Origin of the sequence: Nesterenkonia muleiensis (genome assembly GCF_003600155.1) — a bacterium.
Taxonomy (GTDB): domain Bacteria; phylum Actinomycetota; class Actinomycetes; order Actinomycetales; family Micrococcaceae; genus Nesterenkonia; species Nesterenkonia muleiensis.
The window spans coordinates 121,926-143,652 of record NZ_QWLD01000056.1; the positions used below are offsets into that span (position 1 = coordinate 121,926).

At 61.2% G+C, this 21,727-nt stretch carries 18 protein-coding genes; 17 read left to right on the forward strand and 1 reads right to left on the reverse strand.

What is annotated here, in order from left to right:
• Positions 1-3 precede the first annotated feature (3 nt).
• Positions 4-2,616, forward strand: a complete 2,613-nt coding sequence (gene clpB / locus DVO78_RS16765) for an ATP-dependent chaperone ClpB (RefSeq protein WP_120006648.1) — start codon at positions 4-6, stop codon at positions 2,614-2,616.
• A 190-nt stretch (positions 2,617-2,806) separates the two neighbouring features.
• Here the strand turns inward: clpB and DVO78_RS16770 are convergent, their stop codons facing one another.
• Complete coding sequence (locus tag DVO78_RS16770) at positions 2,807-3,571, reverse strand: hypothetical protein (RefSeq protein WP_120006649.1); 765 nt, start codon at positions 3,569-3,571, stop codon at positions 2,807-2,809.
• 146 nt (positions 3,572-3,717) lie between these two features.
• Here DVO78_RS16770 and DVO78_RS16775 point away from each other — a divergent pair, with 146 nt between their 5' ends.
• From DVO78_RS16775 to DVO78_RS16850, 16 genes are all read left to right on the forward strand, one after another.
• A complete protein-coding gene (locus DVO78_RS16775; protein WP_120006651.1) occupies positions 3,718-3,909 on the forward strand; it encodes a DUF3073 domain-containing protein in 192 nt (63 codons plus the stop codon).
• Positions 3,910-3,916: 7 nt separating this feature from the next.
• Positions 3,917-4,852: a Sir2 family NAD-dependent protein deacetylase gene (locus DVO78_RS16780; RefSeq protein WP_120006653.1), complete on the forward strand. Its 936-nt coding sequence runs from the start codon at positions 3,917-3,919 to the stop codon at positions 4,850-4,852.
• 80 nt (positions 4,853-4,932) lie between these two features.
• Positions 4,933-5,655: a TetR/AcrR family transcriptional regulator gene (locus DVO78_RS16785; RefSeq protein ID WP_120006655.1), complete on the forward strand. Its 723-nt coding sequence runs from the start codon at positions 4,933-4,935 to the stop codon at positions 5,653-5,655.
• A gap of 159 nt (positions 5,656-5,814) precedes the next feature.
• Complete coding sequence (gene glnT, locus DVO78_RS16790) at positions 5,815-7,170, forward strand: type III glutamate--ammonia ligase (RefSeq protein WP_120006657.1); 1,356 nt, start codon at positions 5,815-5,817, stop codon at positions 7,168-7,170.
• An 84-nt stretch (positions 7,171-7,254) separates the two neighbouring features.
• Positions 7,255-8,277: an alpha/beta fold hydrolase gene (locus tag DVO78_RS16795; RefSeq protein WP_120006659.1), complete on the forward strand. Its 1,023-nt coding sequence runs from the start codon at positions 7,255-7,257 to the stop codon at positions 8,275-8,277.
• A 38-nt stretch (positions 8,278-8,315) separates the two neighbouring features.
• A complete protein-coding gene (locus DVO78_RS16800) occupies positions 8,316-9,350 on the forward strand; it encodes a D-2-hydroxyacid dehydrogenase (RefSeq protein ID WP_120006661.1) in 1,035 nt (344 codons plus the stop codon).
• Positions 9,351-9,387: 37 nt separating this feature from the next.
• Positions 9,388-10,293 carry an NAD(P)-dependent oxidoreductase gene (locus DVO78_RS16805; protein ID WP_120006663.1) on the forward strand — a complete coding sequence of 302 codons (906 nt, stop codon included), beginning with the start codon at positions 9,388-9,390 and terminating at the stop codon, positions 10,291-10,293.
• Positions 10,293-11,387, forward strand: a complete 1,095-nt coding sequence (locus DVO78_RS16810; RefSeq protein WP_202912235.1) for an FAD-dependent oxidoreductase — start codon at positions 10,293-10,295, stop codon at positions 11,385-11,387. Before DVO78_RS16805 ends, DVO78_RS16810 begins: the two co-directional genes overlap by 1 nt.
• Before the next feature lie 190 nt (positions 11,388-11,577).
• Positions 11,578-12,114, forward strand: a complete 537-nt coding sequence (locus tag DVO78_RS16815) for a flavin reductase family protein (protein ID WP_120006665.1) — start codon at positions 11,578-11,580, stop codon at positions 12,112-12,114.
• A 200-nt stretch (positions 12,115-12,314) separates the two neighbouring features.
• The gene (locus tag DVO78_RS16820) at positions 12,315-13,871 is read left to right on the forward strand and encodes an ABC transporter substrate-binding protein (RefSeq protein ID WP_157984107.1); all 1,557 of its coding nucleotides are present in this window, start codon (positions 12,315-12,317) and stop codon (positions 13,869-13,871) included.
• A 4-nt stretch (positions 13,872-13,875) separates the two neighbouring features.
• Entirely contained in the window at positions 13,876-14,829 is a 954-nt protein-coding gene (locus DVO78_RS16825; protein WP_120006669.1) for an ABC transporter permease, read from the forward strand.
• Positions 14,829-15,701 (forward strand): ABC transporter permease, encoded by an 873-nt coding sequence (locus DVO78_RS16830; protein WP_120006671.1) that lies wholly within the window; start codon positions 14,829-14,831, stop codon positions 15,699-15,701. The genes DVO78_RS16825 and DVO78_RS16830 overlap by 1 nt, the downstream gene beginning before the upstream one ends.
• A 10-nt stretch (positions 15,702-15,711) precedes the next feature.
• Complete coding sequence (locus tag DVO78_RS16835) at positions 15,712-17,352, forward strand: dipeptide ABC transporter ATP-binding protein (protein WP_120006673.1); 1,641 nt, start codon at positions 15,712-15,714, stop codon at positions 17,350-17,352.
• Between the two features lie 57 nt (positions 17,353-17,409).
• On the forward strand, positions 17,410-18,735 hold the full coding sequence (locus tag DVO78_RS16840) for an NtaA/DmoA family FMN-dependent monooxygenase (protein WP_120006675.1): 1,326 nt from the start codon (positions 17,410-17,412) through the stop codon (positions 18,733-18,735).
• A gap of 59 nt (positions 18,736-18,794) precedes the next feature.
• Complete coding sequence (locus DVO78_RS16845) at positions 18,795-20,021, forward strand: MFS transporter (RefSeq protein WP_157984108.1); 1,227 nt, start codon at positions 18,795-18,797, stop codon at positions 20,019-20,021.
• Positions 20,022-20,114: 93 nt separating this feature from the next.
• Complete coding sequence (locus DVO78_RS16850) at positions 20,115-21,719, forward strand: MFS transporter (protein WP_238385381.1); 1,605 nt, start codon at positions 20,115-20,117, stop codon at positions 21,717-21,719.
• Positions 21,720-21,727 lie beyond the last annotated feature (8 nt).

The following is a 21,727-nucleotide window of genomic DNA, read 5'->3' on the forward strand; positions in this document are numbered from 1 at the left end:
GCCATGGACATCAAACTCACCACCAAGTCTCAGGAGTCCGTCAGTGCTGCGGCCATGAACGCCAACACTGCCGGGAACCCGCAGATTGAGCCGGCGCATATCCTCAAGGCGCTGATGGACACCCGCGAGTCCGTCGCGGTCGCCGCCCTGAAGGCCGCTGGTGCCGATCCGGACGCGGTCTCCACCCGCGCGTCGTCGGCCATCGCTGACCTGCCGTCATCCTCCGGTGCTGCGGTGGCCAACGCCCAGTTCTCCCGCAACGGCCTGAGCGTGATGAAGAACGCCCAGGCTGAGGCTGAACGGATCGGCGATGACTACGTCTCCACCGAACACCTGCTGCTGGGCATCGCCGGGGTCAGCGACCCGGCCTCCCAGGCGCTGAAGGACAACGGTGTGGATGTGAAGGCGCTGCGGGCCGCAGTGGACTCGGTGCGCCAGGGCCGGAAGGTCAGCACTCCGGACCCCGAAGGCACCTTTGACGCGCTGGCCAAATTCGGCACCGATCTGACCGAGCTGGCCAAGGAGGGCAAGCTCGACCCGGTGATCGGCCGCGACGCCGAGATCCGGCGCGTGGTCCAGGTGCTCTCCCGCCGCACCAAGAACAACCCGGTGCTCATCGGTGAGCCCGGAGTCGGCAAGACCGCCGTGGTCGAAGGCCTGGCCCAGCGCATCGAGGACGGAGACGTCCCCAACGCGCTGAAGAACAAGCGGCTGATCTCCCTGGACCTGGGCGCCATGGTCGCCGGGTCCAAGTACCGCGGCGAGTTCGAGGAGCGGCTCAAAGCTGTGCTCGATGAGATCAAGGCCTCCGAGGGCGAGATCATCAGCTTCATCGACGAGGTCCACACCGTCGTCGGCGCCGGGGGCACCTCTGATGGGTCCATGGATGCGGGCAATATGCTCAAGCCCATGCTGGCCCGCGGTGAGCTGCGGCTGATCGGCGCCACCACTCTGGACGAGTACCGCGAGAACATCGAATCCGACGCCGCCCTGGAACGCCGCTTCCAGCAGGTTTATGTCGGCGAGCCCTCCGTGGAAGACACCGTGGCGATCCTGCGCGGCATCAAGGAGAAGTATCAGGCCCACCACGGCGTGGAGATCTCCGATGCGGCGCTGGTGGCTGCCGCCGAGCTCTCCGACCGCTACATCACCGGGCGGCAGCTGCCGGATAAGGCCATCGACCTCGTCGATGAGGCCGCCTCCCGGCTGAAGATGGAGATCGACTCCGACCCGGTGGAGATCGACGAACTGCGCCGCTCGGTGGCCCGGTTGGAGGCCGAGCGCCAGTGGCTGGCCCAGGAGACCGACGCCGCGTCCAAGGAGCGGCTGACCGCCTTGGAGGAGGAGCTGGCCAATAAGCGCGAAGAGCTCGACGCCCTCAACGCCCGCTGGGAGCGGGAGCAGGGCGCCCACAACAGGGCCGCCGAACTGCACCGCAAGCTCGATGAGCTGAAATCCGCTGCGGAGCGGGCGGAGCGCGACGGAGACTTCGCCGAAGTCGGCCGCCTGCGCTACGGGGCCATCCCCCAGGCCGAGCAGGCACTGGCCGAGGCCGAGGCCCAGGAAGCCGACGCTGAGACCCAGGAGCGCATGGTCTCCGAGAAGGTCGATGCAGACGCCATCGCCGAGGTCATCTCCGCCTGGACCGGAATTCCCACCGGCCGGCTCATGCAGGGCGAAACCGAGAAGCTGCTGCAGATGGAGGAACTCATCGGCTCCCGGCTGATCGGCCAGGAGAAGGCCGTCACCGCAGTCTCCGACGCCGTCCGCCGCGCTCGGACGGGAGTGGCCGATCCCGACCGGCCTACCGGGTCCTTCCTGTTCCTGGGGCCCACCGGTGTCGGCAAGACCGAGCTGGCCAAGGCGCTGGCGGAGTTCCTCTTCGACGATGAGCGCTCGATGATCCGCATCGACATGTCGGAGTACTCCGAGAAGCACTCGGTGGCTCGTCTGGTCGGCGCTCCCCCGGGTTACGTGGGCTTCGACGAAGGCGGCCAGCTCACCGAAGCGGTGCGCCGTCGTCCCTACTCCGTGGTGCTGCTGGACGAGGTGGAGAAGGCCCACCCGCAGGTCTTCGACATCCTGCTCCAGGTGCTCGACGACGGCCGGCTCACCGATGGACAGGGCCGCACCGTCGACTTCCGCAACGTGGTGCTGATCCTGACCTCCAACCTCGGCTCGCAGTTCCTGGTGGACCAGTCGATGGATGAGCGGGCTAAGCGTGAGGCGGTGATGGGCGTGGTCAACGCCAGCTTCAAGCCGGAGTTCCTGAACCGGCTTGACGACACGGTGATGTTCGACCCGCTGTCCATGGAGCAGCTGACCTCTATTGTGGACCTGCAGATCCGTCTGCTGGCTCAGCGGATGTCGGCTCGTCGGCTGACTCTGGAGGTCACCGACGCGGCCAGGGAATGGCTGGCGCTGACCGGCTACGACCCCGCCTACGGTGCCAGGCCGCTGCGCCGGCTGGTGCAGCGTGAGATCGGCGATCAGCTGGCCAAGGCGCTGCTGTCGGGCGAGATCGACGATGGTGATACCGTCCTGGTGGACCGCGATGAGCTCTCCCTGGAGCATGACTCGGTCCACGGGCTGACGGTGCAGAAGAGGATTGACTGAGCCAGTCAGGCGGCCTCAGGCGGCTTCAGACGGCTGAACTGCGCGGCCTATGAACTTATGCGCGGGTGATATCGCGCGCACTTGTTCATAGGCCGCGCAGTTTGTGTGCGAGGTGCGGGTGGGGCAGGGCGCGGGAGCGTATACGGACACCGACGTGCGGTGCGGGGAAGGCCAGCTCAGATGTTTCTGCTCAGCCTTCGTCGGAGTCGGCGCCCTCTTCGGCGTCAGTCTCGTCCTCGTTCTCCGCAGTGTCCTGATTCCCGCCGTCGTCGTCCTCTTCTTCTCTGGGCTCACGGCCTTCCTCGGTGAGGTCGACGGTGGAATCCTCAGCTGATGTCTCGTCGTCATCCACGGTGGCCAGGAAGTCCCCTCGCAGGCTCCCTCCATCGGCGCGAGAGAGGAAGCAGGAGACCAGGCGGTCGTCCTGGCGGTTCCAGGTGGACTCGGTGGGATGCCACAGTTCGATCTGCAGCTCGGCCTCGGCAGCTTCGAGAGCGGCGGAGCTGAGCTCGACCTCCTCATGGCACCATTGCTCAGCGGTGGAAGTCACGATGTCATCGCCGGGGTAGTCGCCGTCGGTGACATTGTCATCCATCTCACGCTGGAGCAGGATCTGGACGTCATAGTTGCGCTCGCAGCGTACAGCGTCGGCTGGGGAGTCCTCATCGGTGAAGCCGGAGAGGCACCAGCCGGTCTCCCAGTCCTCCGGAGGCACGCCCCGGGCGTGGACGCCGTCGGCAGGCTCTTCAACCCACGTCCATTCGGCGGCCTCCTCGGGCTCTTCGCGGAGGCCGAACCACCACAACAGGCCTGCTGTGACAAGTACCACCAGGACTCCGGCGATCAGGAACGGAATAGCGTTGAGTCGGAAGCCGGTATTGCCTGCTGCTGCCCTGCGAGCCCGCCGTGACAAGGGCTGTGGCGTGTCCTCGCCGGCCTGCGGTGACTCGCTCATAGAAGTGCGGCCCTCTCCTATCGGTGCGACGCTGTGGTGGCACTCATGTTAACCTAGAAGGCACCAACCACTTCATCCAACAGTCAAGCCGACGGTGAATCTTCACCGTGAGGCGGCATCGAGACGACGTTAAGGGGGTCCCGCTCATGGGGCGTGGCCGTCAAAAGGCGAAAGCGACGAAACAGGCGCGGGAGATCAAGTACTACACCCCGAGCACTGATCTGTCCGCATTGGAGCGCGAGCTGGCCCAGGCCCGGGGAGAGAACCCGGATCACGGCAGCGACGGCGCCGACGAGGACGAGTACCCAGATGATGGGGCAGATGACCACCACCGCTGAGCGGTAAGTGTTCAACCACCAGGCTGAGCAGGCACACCGTGCTGCCCTGCGATCTATAGCGCGCACAGTCCAGGAGACTGCTGGGCCACAAGACCCGGGGGTGGCACGGGCCGGGGTCTTGTCCTTACTGCGCTCTGGTTCTGTGCTGTGCGTGACCGGGGCGGGCATCTCCACCGACTCCGGCATCCCTGACTACCGGGGTCCGGCCGGTTCGCTGCAGAGGCACCGGCCGATGACGTTTCAGGAGTTCGAGTACGATGCCGCCGCGCGCCGCCGCTACTGGGCACGCTCCTTTGTGGGCTGGCGGCACCTGGGTGACGCCAAGCCCAACCGGGGGCATGAGATTCTGGCGCACTGGCAGCGCTCCGGGGTGCTCACAGGGATCGTCACCCAGAACGTCGATGGCCTACATGCTGCCGCTGGGGCCGACACTATCGCCCTGCACGGGGATCTGGTGCGGGTGATCTGCCTGACCTGTGGGAACGTCGAAGATCGGCATGCGCTGGATATCCGGCTGGAGCAGGCGAACCCCGGATACGCGGAGGCCGCTGCGGTAGCTGCGGAGAATGTGAACCCGGACGGCGATGTCACTCTGGAGGACTCCTGGGTGCAGCGCTTCACCCTGGTCGGCTGCCTGGTGTGCGGAGCCGATACCCTCAAGCCCGACGTCGTCTACTTCGGTGAGAACGTGCCCGCAGAGCGGAAGGCCGCGGTGGAAGAACTGGTTTCCGCCTCGTCGTCGCTGCTGGTGGTGGGCTCTTCCATGGCGGTGATGAGCGGGTACTCCATCGCGCTGCGCATGCACCGAGCAGGCAAGCAGATCGCCGTCATCAACGGCGGACCTTCCCGTGCCGATGCCAAAGCCGCATGGCGGTGGCGCACCCGCATCACCGGAGCTTTGGAATCCCTCAACGCTGAGCTGCAGGCCCCAGCGGTGCCGTGACTGGCACGCACGGGCTCCGAGGCCGAAGACGCGCAGAAACAGTTCAGGCGAAGATTACATCTGTAGGTAAGATCACGCCTATGGCCAAATCGACAGCTGTAGGAGGGCGCCCGCGCCAGAGTGGCATCGTCACTGATGATCCGCGTGATGGGATCCTCACCGCCGCTGCCTCCCTCTTCGCGAAAAAAGGCTTCAGCGCCACCCGGATGAATGAGATTGCAGAGCTTTCCGGGCTGCGGCAATCCTCTATCTACTATTGGTTTCGCTCCAAAGAGCAGATCCTGCGCACCATCATGGACCAAAACCGGGTCTCACTCATGGCGGCTCGCGCCTTGGCCGAGCGGAAAGAACCTGCCGCGGACCGGCTTTACATCGTCCTCTATCAGGATGTGGTGCAGATGTGCTCGGCGCCGTTGAACTTCTACGACCTCGAAGAGGCGGCCATCGGCCAGCCCGATGTATTCAGCGACTTCACCCGCGACTACCAGGAGCTGGTCGGGAGACTGGAGGCCGTTGTGCGCAGCGGGTTGGCCTCAGGGGAGTTCATCGACTTTCCTGCCGAACTCTTCGTGCGCAATGCCCTCAGCCTCAACGAGGGCAGTCAGTACCGGTTCCATACGGCGAGCGGCAATGCCGAAGACATGCACGAATATGCCGACGCCGCTGCTCAGATCTCGGTGCGGGCACTGTTGGCCGATGTGAGCCGGCTGCCCAAGGTGCGGCAGGCCGCACAGGATGGTGTCGCCGGATTCCGGGCCTACCGGGAGGCTATGCAGCCGACCGGTGGGGATCAGCCGGCCTAGGCAAGCCCGGCTTTCGCCCAGACAACTCCGCAGGAGACCCTCTGCCGAGCGCTCGCGCCGGATGCCTGAAACTTTCGCGTAACGATATCGATACTGTATCGAAATACCCGTCTTCTAATGTTTCGATACATAGTCGAAACCTAAGAAAGAAGGGCAATAGTGGCCTCTGACAACTCCCAGGCAGCAGCTCTAGGGCACAAGCTGAAAGACCAAGGTGTGCGGTTCGCGCTCGCTGGATACACCGACCTCCACGGCAACCTCAAAGGCAAGATGGTGCCCATCGATCATTTCGTGGATATGGCCAACGGTTCAGAGCTGTTCACCGGTGCTGCCCTGGACGGACTGCCCCAGGACGTCAGCGATGAGGAGCTTTCCGCCCGCCCGGACCTCAGCCGCGGCGTGGTGCTGCCCTACCGGCCCGACGTCGCTCTCTTCCTCTCCAACCTGTATGTGGCCGGTGAGGAGTTCGAAGCCTCCACCCGAAATATCCTCGGCCGGCAGACCCAGGCTGCCGCCGAGATGGGCTACACCTTCAACCTCGGTGTCGAGGCGGAGTTCTTCGTATTCCAGGACGGTGAGGACGGTCCGGAGAACATCAGCGATCGGGACAACTTGGACAAGCCCTGCTATGCGGTGCCCAGCCTGTTCGACAATATGGCGTGGATCCAGGAGTTGGTGGACCATATGAATACGCTGGGCTGGGATGTTTACTCCTTCGACCACGAGGACGCCCAGAGCCAGTTCGAGATCGACTTCGCCTATGCCGACGGTATGACTACCGCTGACCGCATGGTCATTTTCCGCGATATGGCCAATGCAGTGGCCCGTAAACACGGTGCCTACGCCAGCTTCATGCCCAAACCGTTTGCCGACCGGACCGGCTCCGGGGCTCACTTCAACATGTCCCTGGCTGATGTTGACACTGGGCAGAACCTGTTTGACTCTGATGAGGACCCCCGCGAGGCGGGCCTCAGCGAGATGGGTTACCACTTCGCCGCTGGCATCGTGCGCCACGCCGCCGCCATCTGCGCTGTCATCGCGCCGACGGTCAACAGCTATAAGCGACTGGTCCGTCAGGGCAGCATGTCCGGATCCACCTGGGCGCCGATCTTTGCCAGCTGTGGTAACAACAACCGCACCAATATGCTGCGCATCCCTTTGGGCGGCGGGCGTGTCGAGTGCCGCGCGGTGGACTCCTCCGCCAACCCGCATCTGGCAGCGGCCCTGCTGCTGGCCGCCGGGCTGGCAGGTATCCGGGAGAAGGCCGAGCTGGAGCACTTCCATACCGAGAACCTCTACGAGGTGGACCCCAAGGATTACGCCAAGCGAGGCTTGGAACTGCTGCCGCGCACGCTCGACGATGCTATCGATGCCTTTGAGGCCGATCCTTTCGTCCAGGAGATTTGCGGGGAGGCCTTTACGAGGTCCTTTATCGAGTACAAGCGTGCTGAGTGGGAGTCCTACGCCACCGCCGTCACCGACTGGGAGCGTGACCGGTACCTGAAGTTCTATTGAGCCCGCATTCTGCTGAGCCGAACCGTGCATGCCAGCTGACCGCCAGCCCCCTCGACACTAAGAGCCACTGCAGGAGAGCACCTGATGACCAGCCTGAAGTCCCTAACACTCGAGGAGTTCCCCCTCGAGTCCTCAGCGGTGCTCCCGGGGGTAACGGGGCGCGGTGCGCAGGTGTGCTACCGGACCTATGGGCAGCTTTCCGGGGCCGGGGACAACTGCGTGCTGCTGTTCACCTACTACACCGGCACCGATCTCAGCTACACCCCCTGGATGGGTCGGGACCGCCCGTTGGATCCGGACCGGCACTTCATCGTGGTGATCAACCACTTCGGCGGCGGGGTCTCTTCCTCCCCCTCGACCACCGGTGCGCTGGTTCCCGGTCAATTTCCCCAGGTCAGCATCGGGGACAACGCGCGGGCCGCGAAACTGGTGCTCGACAGGCTCCGGGTGACCCGAGTGGTGCTGGTCGCCGGATGGTCCATAGGCGGTATGCAGTCACTGGAGTACGCCGCCCAGAATCCCGAGCAGGTGGGTGCGGTGCTGGCCCTCTGCTCAGCGGCCCGCTGTGCGGAGAACAACCAGGTGTTCCTGGATTCCGTCAGCGCGGCCTTGCAGGCTGACCCGAGTTACGCGGTTGCTGATCCCCAGCGTCCGCCCCTGGATGGTCTGGACGCCTTCGGCCGTGTCTACGCCGGCTGGGCCTATTGTGAAGCGTTCTACGCCGAGGGCCACTACCGGGAGTTCGGATATGACAGCCCTCAGAATGTGCTGGCCGGTTGGGGCAAGGAGCATCAGGAGCACAGCGCCTATGACCTGATGGCCAGTCTGCAGATGTGGCGCAGAGCGGATCTGGGTGCCTCCCGCGGTGGGCTGGAGGCGGGCCTGGGTGCTGTTGTTGCCCCCACCATTCTGATGCCCTCGACCTCTGATGCCTACTTCACCTTGGGGGAGAACCGCGCGGAGGTGGAGCACCTGCCCCATGGGCGGCTTTGGGAGCTGGATTCCCCGCTGGGGCACGTGGCCGGCCGTCCTGGCATCCGGGCCGCGGAGCAGCAGCAGGTGGACCGAGCTCTGGAGGGGCTGCTGGAGGAATCGGCCACCGAGTAAGCATTGTCTGTGAAAGCGTGAGAGAGGAAGAAGAGCATATGTCGCTCAATATTGTTGTCGCCGGCCTACCCAAAGCCGTGCAGGGCGCCGCCGACCCCGATGAGGGCATCTGGCTCACCGAGGAGCAGAAACTGCGGATCACCGCGGTGGATGACGATGTCTGGCTGGAGCATATTCCCGTCTCGGAGCTGCATTCCGGCCGGGGGCCACAGCGGCCCCCCCATGCCATTATGGTGGAGACTTCCGGCTCGAAGAAGGGCATCGAAGGTGAGCAAGGCATCCTGAGGAGGACCGGCCTGGAGCGGCTGTTCAACCCGGAGCTGAAGTTGCTGCAGTCTATGAGCGCCGGAGCTGAGCACCTGGTCAACATCATGCCCGAGGGCGTGGCGCTGGCCAATGCCGGCGGTGTGGCTGCCAACGCGATCGCCGAAACCGTCATCGCCGGCATCCTGGCTGATGCCAAAATGCTCAAGCAGCGCTGGGCCAATCAGGAAGCCAAGCAGTGGAAAGAGCTTCCGGCTCGTGAGGTGGACGGTTCGGTGATGTCCATCTTGGGCACCGGCAACATCGGCACCAGCACGGCCCGGATCGCGAAGGCACTGGGGCTCCGCACCATCGGAGTGAACCGCCGGGGCAACAAGGTTGACGGCTTCGATGAGATCCGCACCACAGATCAGTTGCACTCCGCCCTCGCTGAATCCGACTATTTCCTCATCGCCGCACCCCTGACCCCACAGACTGAAGGATTGGTCGACGTCCAGGCGTTGGACGCGATGAAGCCCGGAGGCTGGGTGGCCAATGTCTCCCGCGGTGCCATCCACGATTCGGCTGCTTTGGTGAACGCCCTGCACCGCGGCCACCTGCGGGGAGCGCTTATCGACTGCCATGTCCAGGAGCCGCTGCCCGCCGATGACCCGTTGTGGGCTGCCCCCGGTGCCCAGTTGTTTCCTCATGACTCCCACGCCTCCCAGCTGCTGGGGGACCGGCAGGTGAACGTCTTCGTAGACAACCTCAGCCGCCTGGTGGCCGGCCGCGATTTCCGCAACGTCGTCGACCTGACCCGTGGGTACTGACCCGACCGACTCGCAGAATTAAAGGAGAGCACAGACTATGAAAATCGGTTTCATCGGCCTTGGCGTCATGGGAAAGCCCATGGCCGGTCACCTGGTGGACGCTGGGCATGAGGTCATCGCCTACAACCGCTCCCGCTCCAAAGTGGAGGAGTTGGCAGCAAAAGGTGCCATTCCCGCCGCCACGTTGGCCGATGCCGGGCAGGCGGAGGCGGTTATCACTATGTTGCCCGACTCCTCGGATGTGGAGGCGGTGCTCTTCGGCGAGGACGGGCTGGTCTCGGTGATGAAGCCCGGGACCCTAGTCATCGACTGCTCCACTATCTCTCCGGAGACTACCGCCTCTATCGGCGCGCGACTGAGGGAGTCCCAGATTCAGTTCGTGGACGCTCCGGTCAGCGGGGGCGAGGTCGGCGCGGTCTCTGGCAAGCTGGCCATCATGATGGGCGGGGAGGATGCCGCTATCGCCAAAGCTCAGGAGGTCTTGGGAGTCTTCGCCGCAGTCATGGCGCATGTGGGTCCGGTCAGCGCGGGGCAGTTGGTCAAGGCCGCCAACCAGATGCTGGTGGCAGGAAATATTGCCCTTGTCGGTGAAGCACTGGCCCTGCTGCAGCGTACCGGAGTGGATGTACCCTCCGCGCTGGAGGTCCTCAACGGCGGGCTAGCCGCCAGCCGCGTGTTGGAGGTCAAGGCACCCAAGATGCTGGAGCGTGACTTTGCCCCAGGTTTTCGCCTTGACCTGCATCACAAGGACCTGATGATCGCCTTAGCCGCAGCCGAGCAGGCGAAGATTGCGGTACCGCTGACCGGCATCATCACCCAGCTGGTGAACGCTCTGCGTTCCGCCGGGGAGGGCGGAGAGGATCACGGCGCCCTGATCAAAGCCATTGAGCGGCTCTCCGGTGCGGAGGCTCCGGCGGCTCCCGTTGAGGAAGGGAACGCCTGATGCCCAGAGCGCTGATCTGTGGAGGCGGTGTGGCGGGGCTCTCCTCTGCCTTACACCTGAAGAAGCACGGCTGGGATATCCAGATCTTTGAGAAGGACTCCGAGCTGCGCACTGCCGGGGTGGGTCTGAACATCTGGCCCAATGGGGTCCGAGTGCTCAAGGGGCTGGGCCTGGGTGAGGAGTTTCTCTCATTCGCTGGAGCGATGGAGCGTTGGTGGGCGCTGGACAGCGACGGCACGGTCACCTCCGACATTGATGTCAGCACCTGGCCGCAAGAACTCAGCGCACCTATCACGGGGGCCCGCCGCCGCAGGCTTAACGCCATGCTCGCTGATGCGTTAGAGGACGGTGACATCATCTTCAATACCACCGCTCAGAGCTACACCCAGACCGCAGAAGACGTGACAGTTCACTTCGCCGACGGCGGTTCCGAGACAGGTGACCTGCTGTTGGGCACCGAGGGCATTGGCTCCAAGATCAGGAATCAGATGCTGGGCGGGCCTCCGGAGTTCACCGATGAAGGGTTCGTCCGGTGGCGCGGAGTGTTTGAGTGCGCCGCCGCAGGGGTGTCCACCGACGTGCAGGCGGATGTCTATGGTGCCAATGGACATTTCGGTTGGATTCCGATCGATGCTACCCACGCCTACTGGTACGGAACCCTGGGGGGGCTGTCGACTTTTGAGGAGTTCCGGAACGAATACAACACCTGGTCGAGCACCCCGGTGCCGAAGATCATTGCGGTCAGCGAACCTGAGAGCATTCTGGGCCGGGAGATCACCCACTATAAGAACCATCTGCCGCAGTGGGTGGATGGCCGAGTGGCGCTGGTGGGTGATTCGGCCCATCCTATGTACCCGGGCATGGCGCAGGGTGCAAATCAGGCGCTGATCGACGGGCAGACCCTGGCCCAGTACCTGGATGACCACCCGACGGTGCAGGAAGCCCTGCATCAGTTCGAGAAGGAGCGCATGCCGGTGGCCAACAAGATGGTGGAGTACTCTCGCCTGCACTTCAGCTTCGAACAAACCCGCGAGGAATATCGTACCGCAGGGAGCAACCTCCAAATCGACCGCTACATGGAGTTCGAGAACTAAAATATTGTTCATTTGCGCAACTAAAAGCGCAGAATGAAACCTAGATGTAACACTGCTGAAGACACAGAGAAACACTGCAACAGATAGACTTTCAATACATCTTTGAAACCGAGTCTTCTCCAGTGTTCATGTCCCAAAAAACTAGACAGAACGTCGCATTGTCATTTCCTCGGAAGGGGCGGAGCAACTCATGACATTCCTGGAAAACGAAACAACGGCGCGCGACGATCGCGAGCTCGCCGCTGTAGGCGAAGGTGGTGAGGTGGTGCGTCGAGCCTTCGCCAATTTTCCCTCGGGGGTGGCAGCGCTATGCGCTCATATTGAGGGAGAGCCGGTGGGGATTGTGGCTTCCTCCTTCGCGGTGGGAGTGTCATTCTCGCCGCCGATGGTGCTGTTCTCCGTACATAACGATTCCGCCACGTGGCCGGTACTGCGACAGGCAAAGAACATCGGGATTTCAGTTCTGGGAGACGAGCACGGCCCCATATGCCGGCAGCTTGCTTCCAAAACGGGTGATCGCTTCGGAGGGCTGGACCTGACAGTTACGCACACTGGTGCTGTGCTCATCGGTGGCTCTCCCCTGTGGATTGAGTCCAAAATCGTCAGTGAGACCCCGGCCGGAGATCACACGATCATCGTACTCCAGGTGCTCAGCGTGAACTCGCAAGATGGCGTGGACCCTCTTATATTTCATAAATCATCGTTTCGGCAACTACAACCTGCTTAATTTATGTAACAAAATTAGAAATAAAATTAATTATTCTAAAATAGAACTAAGGAAATATCATGAGTAAACTCTTTAAGAAGGGACGGCTAATAGGCGTCACTTCCCTAATAGCCTCAACAGCGATTCTGCTTACTGCCTGTCAGGACCCGCAACAGACAGGGAGCGGTGGTGGCGACGGAGAAGAGGGAGGAAATGGGGGTGTGGCAGAGGATGACCTCCGAGCCGGTGAAGATGTCACCAGTATTCCCATTGATGGCCAAGAGATATCCGATGGAGGGCGCCTTGTGGTCGCAGTGAACACTGAGCCTGGCACTCTTGACCCCACATTCAACGGAACCATGCAGATGCGTCAGGTGGCAGAGCCATACTGCGAGAAGCTATACGACCTTGATGATGAAGGTGGTGTGGTTCCCATGCTGGCCACTGACATGCCAGAATTCTCTGATGACGGTCTAACGGTGAACATCTCGGTTCGTACCGGGATCCAGTTCGCTGACGGATCAGAGTTCGATGCAGAGGCCGTAGCGATCAGCCTTCGCCGGCACTTTGAAGAGCCTGAATCTGTGCGGGCAAGTGAGATGGGCCCCATCGAGTCTATTGAGGCAGTTGATGAAGAGACCGTCGAGATTACCTACGAGCGCCCGTTTGCTCCGGTGGCAGCGATTTTCGCAGACCGGGCAGGGATGATCATGTCTCCCGATGCTCTCGAAGAGCTTGGCGAAAACTTCGGCGATGATCCTGTATGTGTGGGAGCTTTCCGGGTGGTGGAGCACGTTCCGCAGACCGGAGTAACCCTAGAGGCGGACCCGAACTACTACGACGCCGATAATGTCTACTTGGACGAGATCGAATTCCGAGTCATCACTGACGGTTCCATTCGCACCGCGAACCTCCAGTCGGGAGACGTCCACATCGCCGCTCCCATCGCTGCCCAGGACATGGATGAGATCGTGGGAGATGAGAATCTCAACGCGATGCAGACAGCATCCCTAGGCAATCATTACTTCCAGGTGAACATCGGAAACCAGAATGGCATTGGGACCGATCCGGTGCAGATCGAGACACCCATCGCGGAGAACCCTGAGATTCGCCGAGCCTTCTCAATGGCGATTGATCGAGGAGCCCTTGTTGATTCAGTCTTCGATGGGTGGTACGACGTTGCCTGTTCCCCGATTGCTCCGAATACGCCGTTTGCTACCGAGGCCTCTGATGACTGCCACGAATACGATCCAGAGGCGGCCATGGAGCTTCTGGAGGAGCAGGGAGTGGACATTCCCATCGATGTTGAAATGATGATCAATAACCAGCCCGAGAATGTCCGCTTTGCGCAGGCGCTGCAGGCTCAGGTGGAACAGTCTGGCTTCAACCTCAGCATTGTGCCTGTGGAGGGTACTACGCTCGTGGAGGCCCAACGTGAGGGTGACTATGAGACTGCCTTCCAGTTCTTCTCAGGCCGTATTGACCCGCAGGCCAATGTGAACAATTACTTGGAAACGGGTGCTGCCAGCAACTTCAGTGGCTACTCAAACGATGAGGTCGACGAACTGCTCCAAGCCGCAGCTGCAACTCCAGATACTGATGAGCGTGCCGAGCTTTATGGTCAAGCGATCAGTATGATCCACGAGGACAACCCAATCGTGTACCTCTACCGGATGCGTAACCTGCTAGGGCTGTCCAGCGACATCGCTGGTGTCACCTATTACAGCGACGGCTTAGTTCGCGTCAGCCACGCTGCGTTCGTCGAGGACGGCGACTGATTCCATGGGGCGTTTCCTCCTCACCCGCCTGTGGCAGTCTGCCATCACTCTGGTGCTGGCTTCGATCGTGATCTTCCTGGGAATCAGGCTCCTCCCAGGAGACCCGGCCACTGCGATGGCGGGTGAGGACGCCAGCCCTGAGCAGCTTGCCGCTGTGCGAGCTGAGCTCGGACTTGATGACCCACTTTTCATGCAGTACATGGCATATATGGGCCAGGTGCTGACAGGGGACCTGGGGCGGTCGACAATGCACGGCAACCCCGTGATTGACATGATCGGAGCCACTCTGCCGGTCACCTTGCTTCTTGCTACATACGCGATGGTAATCGCCGTCGTTTTCGGCCTCCTTTTAGGGGTGTTGGCTGAGCGGCAACGGGGGAGATGGCCAGAGTGGTTTGCGAATGGAGCGGCTCTGATAGGGCTTTCCGTTCCCAATTTTTGGCTGGGAATCATGGCGATTCTGACCCTGGCGGTGGGGCTCAGCCTGTTCCCGGCATCAGGCTACGTTCCCTTCCGAACGGATCCGCTGCGAGCGCTCTACCACTTGACGCTTCCGGCCATCATTCTGGGTGCTTCTGTGATGGCAGTCATCATGCGTCAGACCAGGGCCTCAATGCTGGAGACAATGCAGGCAGACTTTGTCCGTACAGCCCGCGCCAAAGGGCTGAGCAGAATCAGAGTGCTGCTCCGGTACGGATTACGTAATTCGCTTATCGTCGTCGTTACCATAGTGGGCCTACAGCTTGGAATGTTGATTTCAGGAACAGTCGTCACCGAACAGATCTTTGCGCTCCCTGGTTTTGGGCGGCTCATCCTCGATGCGGTGTTTACCAGAGATTATCCGGTCATCCAATCGGCAGTTCTCGTGGTCACCTTCGGCTATGTGGTGATTAACCTCATCGTCGACGTCCTCTACTCCGTGATCAATCCCAAAATCCGCGTGGGAGGGGGTAGATAATGACCGTTGTCGAATCGGGGCACGATCTGGGTTCCAACAGAGGACAGATTTGGAAGTCTTTGCGCTCCAGCACGCTGGGTATGGTCGGAGCCGGGATCCTGATGCTCATGGCAGCTGCCGCTATTCTGGCACCCTTAGTCGCGCCCCATCCGCCCACCCACGTGAATTTCGGGCTGAGTTACCAACCCCCGCTCACCAGGGGATATGTTCTTGGCACTGACGATCTTGGCAGGGACATATTATCGCGGATGCTCTACGGGATACGGGTTTCACTCCAAGTGGGGGTTCTCTCTGTGGCCATCGCGGTAGTCGTCGGAGTGCCGCTCGGCCTGCTAGCCGGGTACTGGAGGTGGCTCGATGGCATCATCTCCCGTCTCACGGACCTCATGCTTGCGTTCCCCTTCTTGATCCTTGCTGTCGGACTGGCTGCCATTAACGGTCCGAGCCTGAATAATGCCGTCATCGCTCTGGGGGTTGCGCAGATTCCCATCATGCTACGCGTGGTACGAGGAGAGACCCTCAGAATCAAGGCGTCTGACTTCGTCACGAGCGCGGAAGCTATGAACGCATCCGGGCTGCGCATTATGGGACAGCACGTGCTGCCCAACTGCACTTCGGCGATCATCGTGCAAGCCACTGTGATCATTCCTGTGGTAGTTATCGGAGAGGCGTTGCTCTCGTTCCTCGGGATCGGCGTTCAACCACCGACGCCGAGTCTGGGAATTATGCTGTCCGATGCACAGCAGTACATTAGTCAGTCACCCACAGCGGCTATATTCCCAGGCACAGCCATTGTCCTCATATGCCTCGGCTTTAACCTTTTTGGAGATGCCCTCCGAGATGCCCTCGATCCATCCAATGCGAACACGTGAGGGAACAGAGATGACTGATCTGCCATCAGCTGACCATCAGGCGCTTCTGTCCATTCGCGATTTGCGCGTGAATTTTGGTGACACCGAAGTGGTTCACGGTGTGGACCTAGAGGTCAAAGCCGGGGAACGTGTGGCCATTGTGGGGCAGTCTGGCTCCGGGAAATCTACCGTAATGTCGGCGATTCTGCGCCTCCTTCCTGGATCGGGTCACATCACCGGCGGCTCGATTGTTATGGATGGATTTGATCTCACGCAGGCAGATGACCGGGCCATGAGAGACGTCAGGGGTAACAGGATCGGACTCGTGCCCCAAGATCCGGCCACCAATCTCAACCCTTCGATGAAAGTAGGGGCGCAGATCGGTGACGCCCTCAAAGCCCACGGACTCAGAGACCGCGTATCTCGCAAACGGCGCACGATCGAACTGATGGATGAAGCCGGTATTCCTGAGCCTGAGCGGAGAGCGGGTCAGTTCCCTCACGAATTCTCCGGGGGAATGCGTCAGCGCATCTTGATTGCCATCGCGTTGGCGCGCGAGCCACAACTGATTATCGCTGATGAGCCTACCTCCGCTTTGGACGTGACAGTCCAGGCTCGAATACTGGACCATCTCCAGACACTTGTGGACGACCACGGAACTTCATTGCTTTTCATCACCCACGACCTCGGTGTGGCGGCGGACCGTACTGATCGAGTGGCGGTCATGTTGGATGGGCGAGTAGTGGAGAACGGCGATCCTCAGGAGATCCTTCGGAACCCGCAGCATGAGTACACACGTAAACTGATCGCCGCAGCACCATCCGTTTCCGCAACGGAGGGCGTCGCTCGGGTGACTGCCCGGTCCCAAGGGGTTGAGAAGCGTGGAGCCCTGGAACCGATTCTGCTGGTCCAGGATGTCGTCAAGGATTACAAGCTCCGCGGTCAGCGTGGTCAGACCATCCGGGCGGTGGACCATGTCTCCTTTAAAGTCCAGCGGGGAGCCACGACTGCGGTGGTGGGAGAGTCCGGCTCCGGCAAATCGACATTGGCTAAGATTGCGCTGGGGCTTGAGCAGCCCAGCGCCGGCAAAGTGCTGATCAACGGTAGAGCCTTCAATGACCGTGCCGCGCGTAAGGAACTCCGACGGTGCGTTCAGCCGGTGTTCCAAGATCCTTATGGTTCATTGAACCCCACCTTTACCATTGAACGCCTGATTGATGAACCACTGCGCATTTTCAGAATGGGAGATCGGACCAGTCGGCGCACTCGTGTTGCGGATCTGCTTGATCAGGTCGCTTTGCCGCGCAATATCGCCCAACGGAGGGCGGGGGAGCTTTCGGGCGGACAGAGACAGCGCGTGGCCATCGCCCGGGCGCTGGCTCTGGATTCAGAACTGGTCATCCTCGATGAAGCAGTATCGGCGCTCGACGTATTGGTCCAGCACCAAATACTCAAGCTTCTACGGGACCTTCAGGAACAGCTCGGATTGAGCTATCTCTTCATCACACACGATCTTGCCGTCGTGCGGGAACTTGCCCACCACGTTGTCGTGATGCGTCGGGGACAAGTTGTTGAAGAGGGGGGTGTTGAGGAAGTGTTCACTGTCCCCCAACACGAGTACACCACTGGCCTTCTGGACGCTATTCCCGGAGCCAGTCTCACAGCTTCTTAGGAAGACCCTCGGCGGCAGAGGTTCATCTCTGTCGAGCAACGACGAAAGGTACGAGTTATGACAAAGAGAATTGCGCTGGCCTATCTGGCTGACTTTCCTGGAATGTCCCGGGGGGCGTGGCGGCACCCGGAGGTGGACCCTGCGAACGCCACAGATCTCGAAGCCTGGGAGAAACTCGCCCAGACAGCGGAACGCGGTTTCTTTGACCTCTTCTTCAAAGCTGACAACCCTGGAACTCGCAATGACGGAATGGAGACCTACGCGCAGTCCCCCTTCTTCTTCTATCCCCTCGAGCCGCTTACCCTGATCTCTGCCCTCGCGCGATCCACCGAACACATCGGATTGGGAGGCACGGTTTCTACCAGCTTTTTCGAGCCGGCCAATATAGCTCGAATTTTCGCATCACTGGATCATCTGACCAGGGGTCGAGCAGCGTGGAATATCGTCACGACCGCAAATGACTATGCGGCGCGGAATTTCGGTCTAGATCGCCTACCTCCACGCGACCAGAGATATGCGCAGGCCAAAGAAAGCTATGACATCGTCACCTCGTATTGGGATACATGGGAAGATGATGCTTTTATTCACGACAAAACAAACGCTAGATATTTTGACCCCAAGAGATTCCATAACACGAACTTCGACGGAGAGTTCTTCAAAGTCCAAGGGGGAATATCAATACCACGTCCGCCTCAGGGACACCCGGTCATTATCCAGGCAGGGGCTTCAGAGACCGGAAAAAACTTTGCTGCAGAGACGGCTGAGATTGTCTTCGGTACGGGGTCAAGTTTTGAAGGTGCGAAGGACTTTTACGACGACCTCAAGGAGAGAGTCACCCACTTCGGGCGTACCGCAGATTCGATGAAGATCCTATCTGGCGTAGAAGTCGTCGTCGGCGAGACGGAAGAGGCGGCACGCGAGAAGCAGGAGGAGTTCGAAGCTCTGGTTCCCATCGATATTCAGGTCCGGGTGGTCTCGGAGGACCTGGAGACCGACCTGAGCGATCTCCCGCTGGATCAGCCAATTCCTGTGGAGCGCGTGCCCAAAGAGTCGAATCACCACCAGCAGTACTTCAACGAAATTGTTGCTCTCATTGAAAAGGGTATGACTCTGCGTGAGGTTGCGAAGACCTATAAGTCCAGCAGCACCACCATTATCGGCTCACCCAAACAAGTCGCAGACCATATGCAAGAGTGGATCGAGGGCGGCGCAGGAGATGGCTTCATGGTCCGGGGCTTATGGAACCCCGGCAACCTCGAAGATTTCGTTGACATGGTGATCCCAGAACTCCAGGGTCGGGGCATGGTGCGGACCGCCTACGAGGGCAGGACCCTGCGGGAGAATCTCGGCCTTGCACGGCCCGCCAACCGTCACGCCAAGTAAACCACGTCTGCACCGAGGTGTTGAAGCCTGCTACTAGCGCCCACGCCGTCTGGCTGTGGGTGCTAGTAGCATCGACCGTCCTCACCCAATCGACGGTCTTTCTTGTACGTCCAACAACTACTTACAAGCTGCTGAGCTTCAACGCTGACGGCATGACGGTCGGCCTCATCGCCGGCCTCTATGCGTTGTTTCCGCTGTTGCTGGCCATGCCCATTGCCTTGCGAGCACAGCGTACGGGCACTCTCATTTACCTGCTGGTCGCTGGCGTAGCAACCCTGATCATCGGGGCAGCGACTATCGCCTTGGCTCCTTCGACCCTGTGGGTGGGGGTCGGCAGTGCGATCTTGGGGTTAGGTCAGATCACCTTCGTGGTGTCGGGTCAAGCTGCTGTGGGTCGGTTTGCAGAAGACCCGGCTTTGGACACTTCGTTCGGCTGGTTCACCGCCGGAATTTCCAGTGGTCAGATGATTGGGCCCTTAGTGGGAGGTCTCCTGATTCAGGAGAGGGCTGGAGGAGGTTCGACAAGTGCAGAACTGCGGTCGGTGGAGCAGACGCTTTGGGTAGGCGCGGCACTGTCCATGTGTGTGATCGTTCTGCTGCTGTTCTTTCGACGATCATTCCGTCAAGAAAAAAACGGCCTGACAGATGATTCCGGTAACTCTGATCGCGAAGATCCTGTCCCGGCTCCACAGAATGAGGACCCGAAGCCCAGTGCGTTGAAGATCATCAGAATCCCACGTGTGAAGTCTCACTTCTTCGCGGCCATTGTGTTGGTGGCTACTGTAGAGGTGCTGTCGGCGTACCTTCCGCTGGTCGGAGAAGAACATGGGATCTCTCCGACCTGGATCGGTGCCCTGTTGGCTATGCGTGCAGCCGCTTCACTGGTCTCACGCATGACGCTGCCTCTTATGAGACGACGATTCTCTCGCCACCATCTTCTGCTGGTGTCTCTTTTTGTCGCCGGTCTGGGCCTGAGCCTCGCTGTGGCGTTCATCAACGTTCTTGCGTTTTCTGTGCCGATGTTCATCGTTGCAGGTTTCTGCATGGGAGTGGGCGTGCCGTTGACGATGTCGGTCATCGCTCAGACAGTTCCCCAACAATGGCGATCTTCGGCGCTTGCGCTCTCACTGGCAGGAAACAGATTCGGCCAACTCGCAATACCTCTCGTTGCTGGAACTGTGACCGGAGTAGTAGGCGCCGGAGCGGCGATTTGGCTCTCCTGCGCCCTGCTCCTGAGTTCTGGTGCAGAGAAGCTCCTGAGGAGTAGAAGCACAGGACCGGACTAGACGGCTGGTGGGGAGGGACCAGAACGGCGCCGGAGCGGCGAAGGAGCTCTTCGCGCTGGTAAACTTTACCGTACGTAAGGTATAGTTTGTGCGGTGGTGACGAATCGCAGACTTCACGCAGAGCCGGAGAGCACCGACACCGGAGCGCTCCGGCTCGCTGGTGTGGCGGCAGAGACCGCTGCTCCGGATCATTCGCTGACCCGCTGGCAGCGGTGGACGGTGCTGGGCATCGTCTCCTCTGCCCTGCTGCTGATCGCCCTGGACAATACGATCCTCTACACGGCATTGCCGGTGCTCTCCAGCGATTTGGGGGCCTCAAGCTCACAACAGCTGTGGATCATCAACGGCTATCCGCTCACCATGGCTGGGCTGCTGCTGGGATCTGGTGCGCTCGGCGACCGGTTCGGGCACAAACGAGTCTTCCAGATCGGACTGCTGATCTTCGGGGCGGCCTCACTGACCGCTGCCTTCGCCCCGAACCCCGAGGCGCTGATACTCGCCCGGCTGCTCAAGGGTGTCGGGGCAGCGGCGATGATGCCGGCCACCCTGGCGTTGATTCGCATCAGCTTCGCCGCCGAGCGCGAGCGCAACATCGCTATCGCTATCTGGGCAGCCACCGCTACAGTGGGCATGGCGGCCGGCCCGGTGGTCTCAGGGGTCCTGCTGGAGTGGTTCTGGTGGGGCTCGGTGTTCTTGGTCAACGTGCCGATCGTGATCATGGCGAGCATCCTGATCATCGCCATCGGACCGCGCAATCTCACCAATCCCGCCCGCCGCTGGGACGCGGTCTCCTCCGCCCAGGCATTGGTGGGGATGGCCGCCTCAGTGCTGGCGATGAAAACCTGGGCCGAGGCTCCCCTGAACCTTCTGCTGGCAGTGGTCTCCACCCTCATCGGTGCCCTGGCGATCACCGTGTTCGTGCGCCGCCAGCTCCGCCTGATGCGTTCGGACACCGAACCGCTGGTGGACTTCGCCGTCTTCCGCAACCGCGGATTCAGCGGTGGTGTGGTGGCGGCCGGGGCCTCCATCTTCGCCATCATGGGCCTGCAGCTGGTCATCACTCAGCGCTACCAACTGGTGGAAGGCTTCACCCCACTGCAGGCCGGGCTGCTGGTCACCGCACTGGCGGTAGCCTCCATGCCCTTCGCGCTCTTCGGCGGTGCGGTGCTGCACCGGGTGGGGCTGTTGGTACTCATTGCAGGCGGTATCGGCACCGCCGCAGTGGGTTCAGGGATCACCATCATTGCCGCACTCCAGGATTCACTGCCGCTGCTGATCAGCGGACTGGTGGTCGCAGGAACAGGCCTCGGGGCATCGATGTCGGTGGCCTCCAGTGCGATCATGGGCAATGTTCCGCCACACCGGGCGGGGATGGCCGCCTCCCTGGAAGAGGTGTCCTACGAGTTCGGCGGACTGGTGGCCGTGGCGACCATGGGCTCGCTGCTGACCTTCGTCTACTCCCGGGCGCTGGTCCTCCCGGCAGGGCAACACGAGTGGATCAGCCATGCTCCAGCGGTGGCGCTGTCCAGCGACGACGCCCGGATCGTCTCTGCGGCTGCGGCTGCTTTCGACTCCGCCTACCTGGCGGTTTTGGTGGCCACCTGCGTGGTCGTCGTTCTGGGCGCTGCCGGCTGTGCCTGGCTGCTGGCCCGCTACACCCCGGGGACACCGTCCCAGGCGTTCCCGGACAACCATTAGGCTGGTGT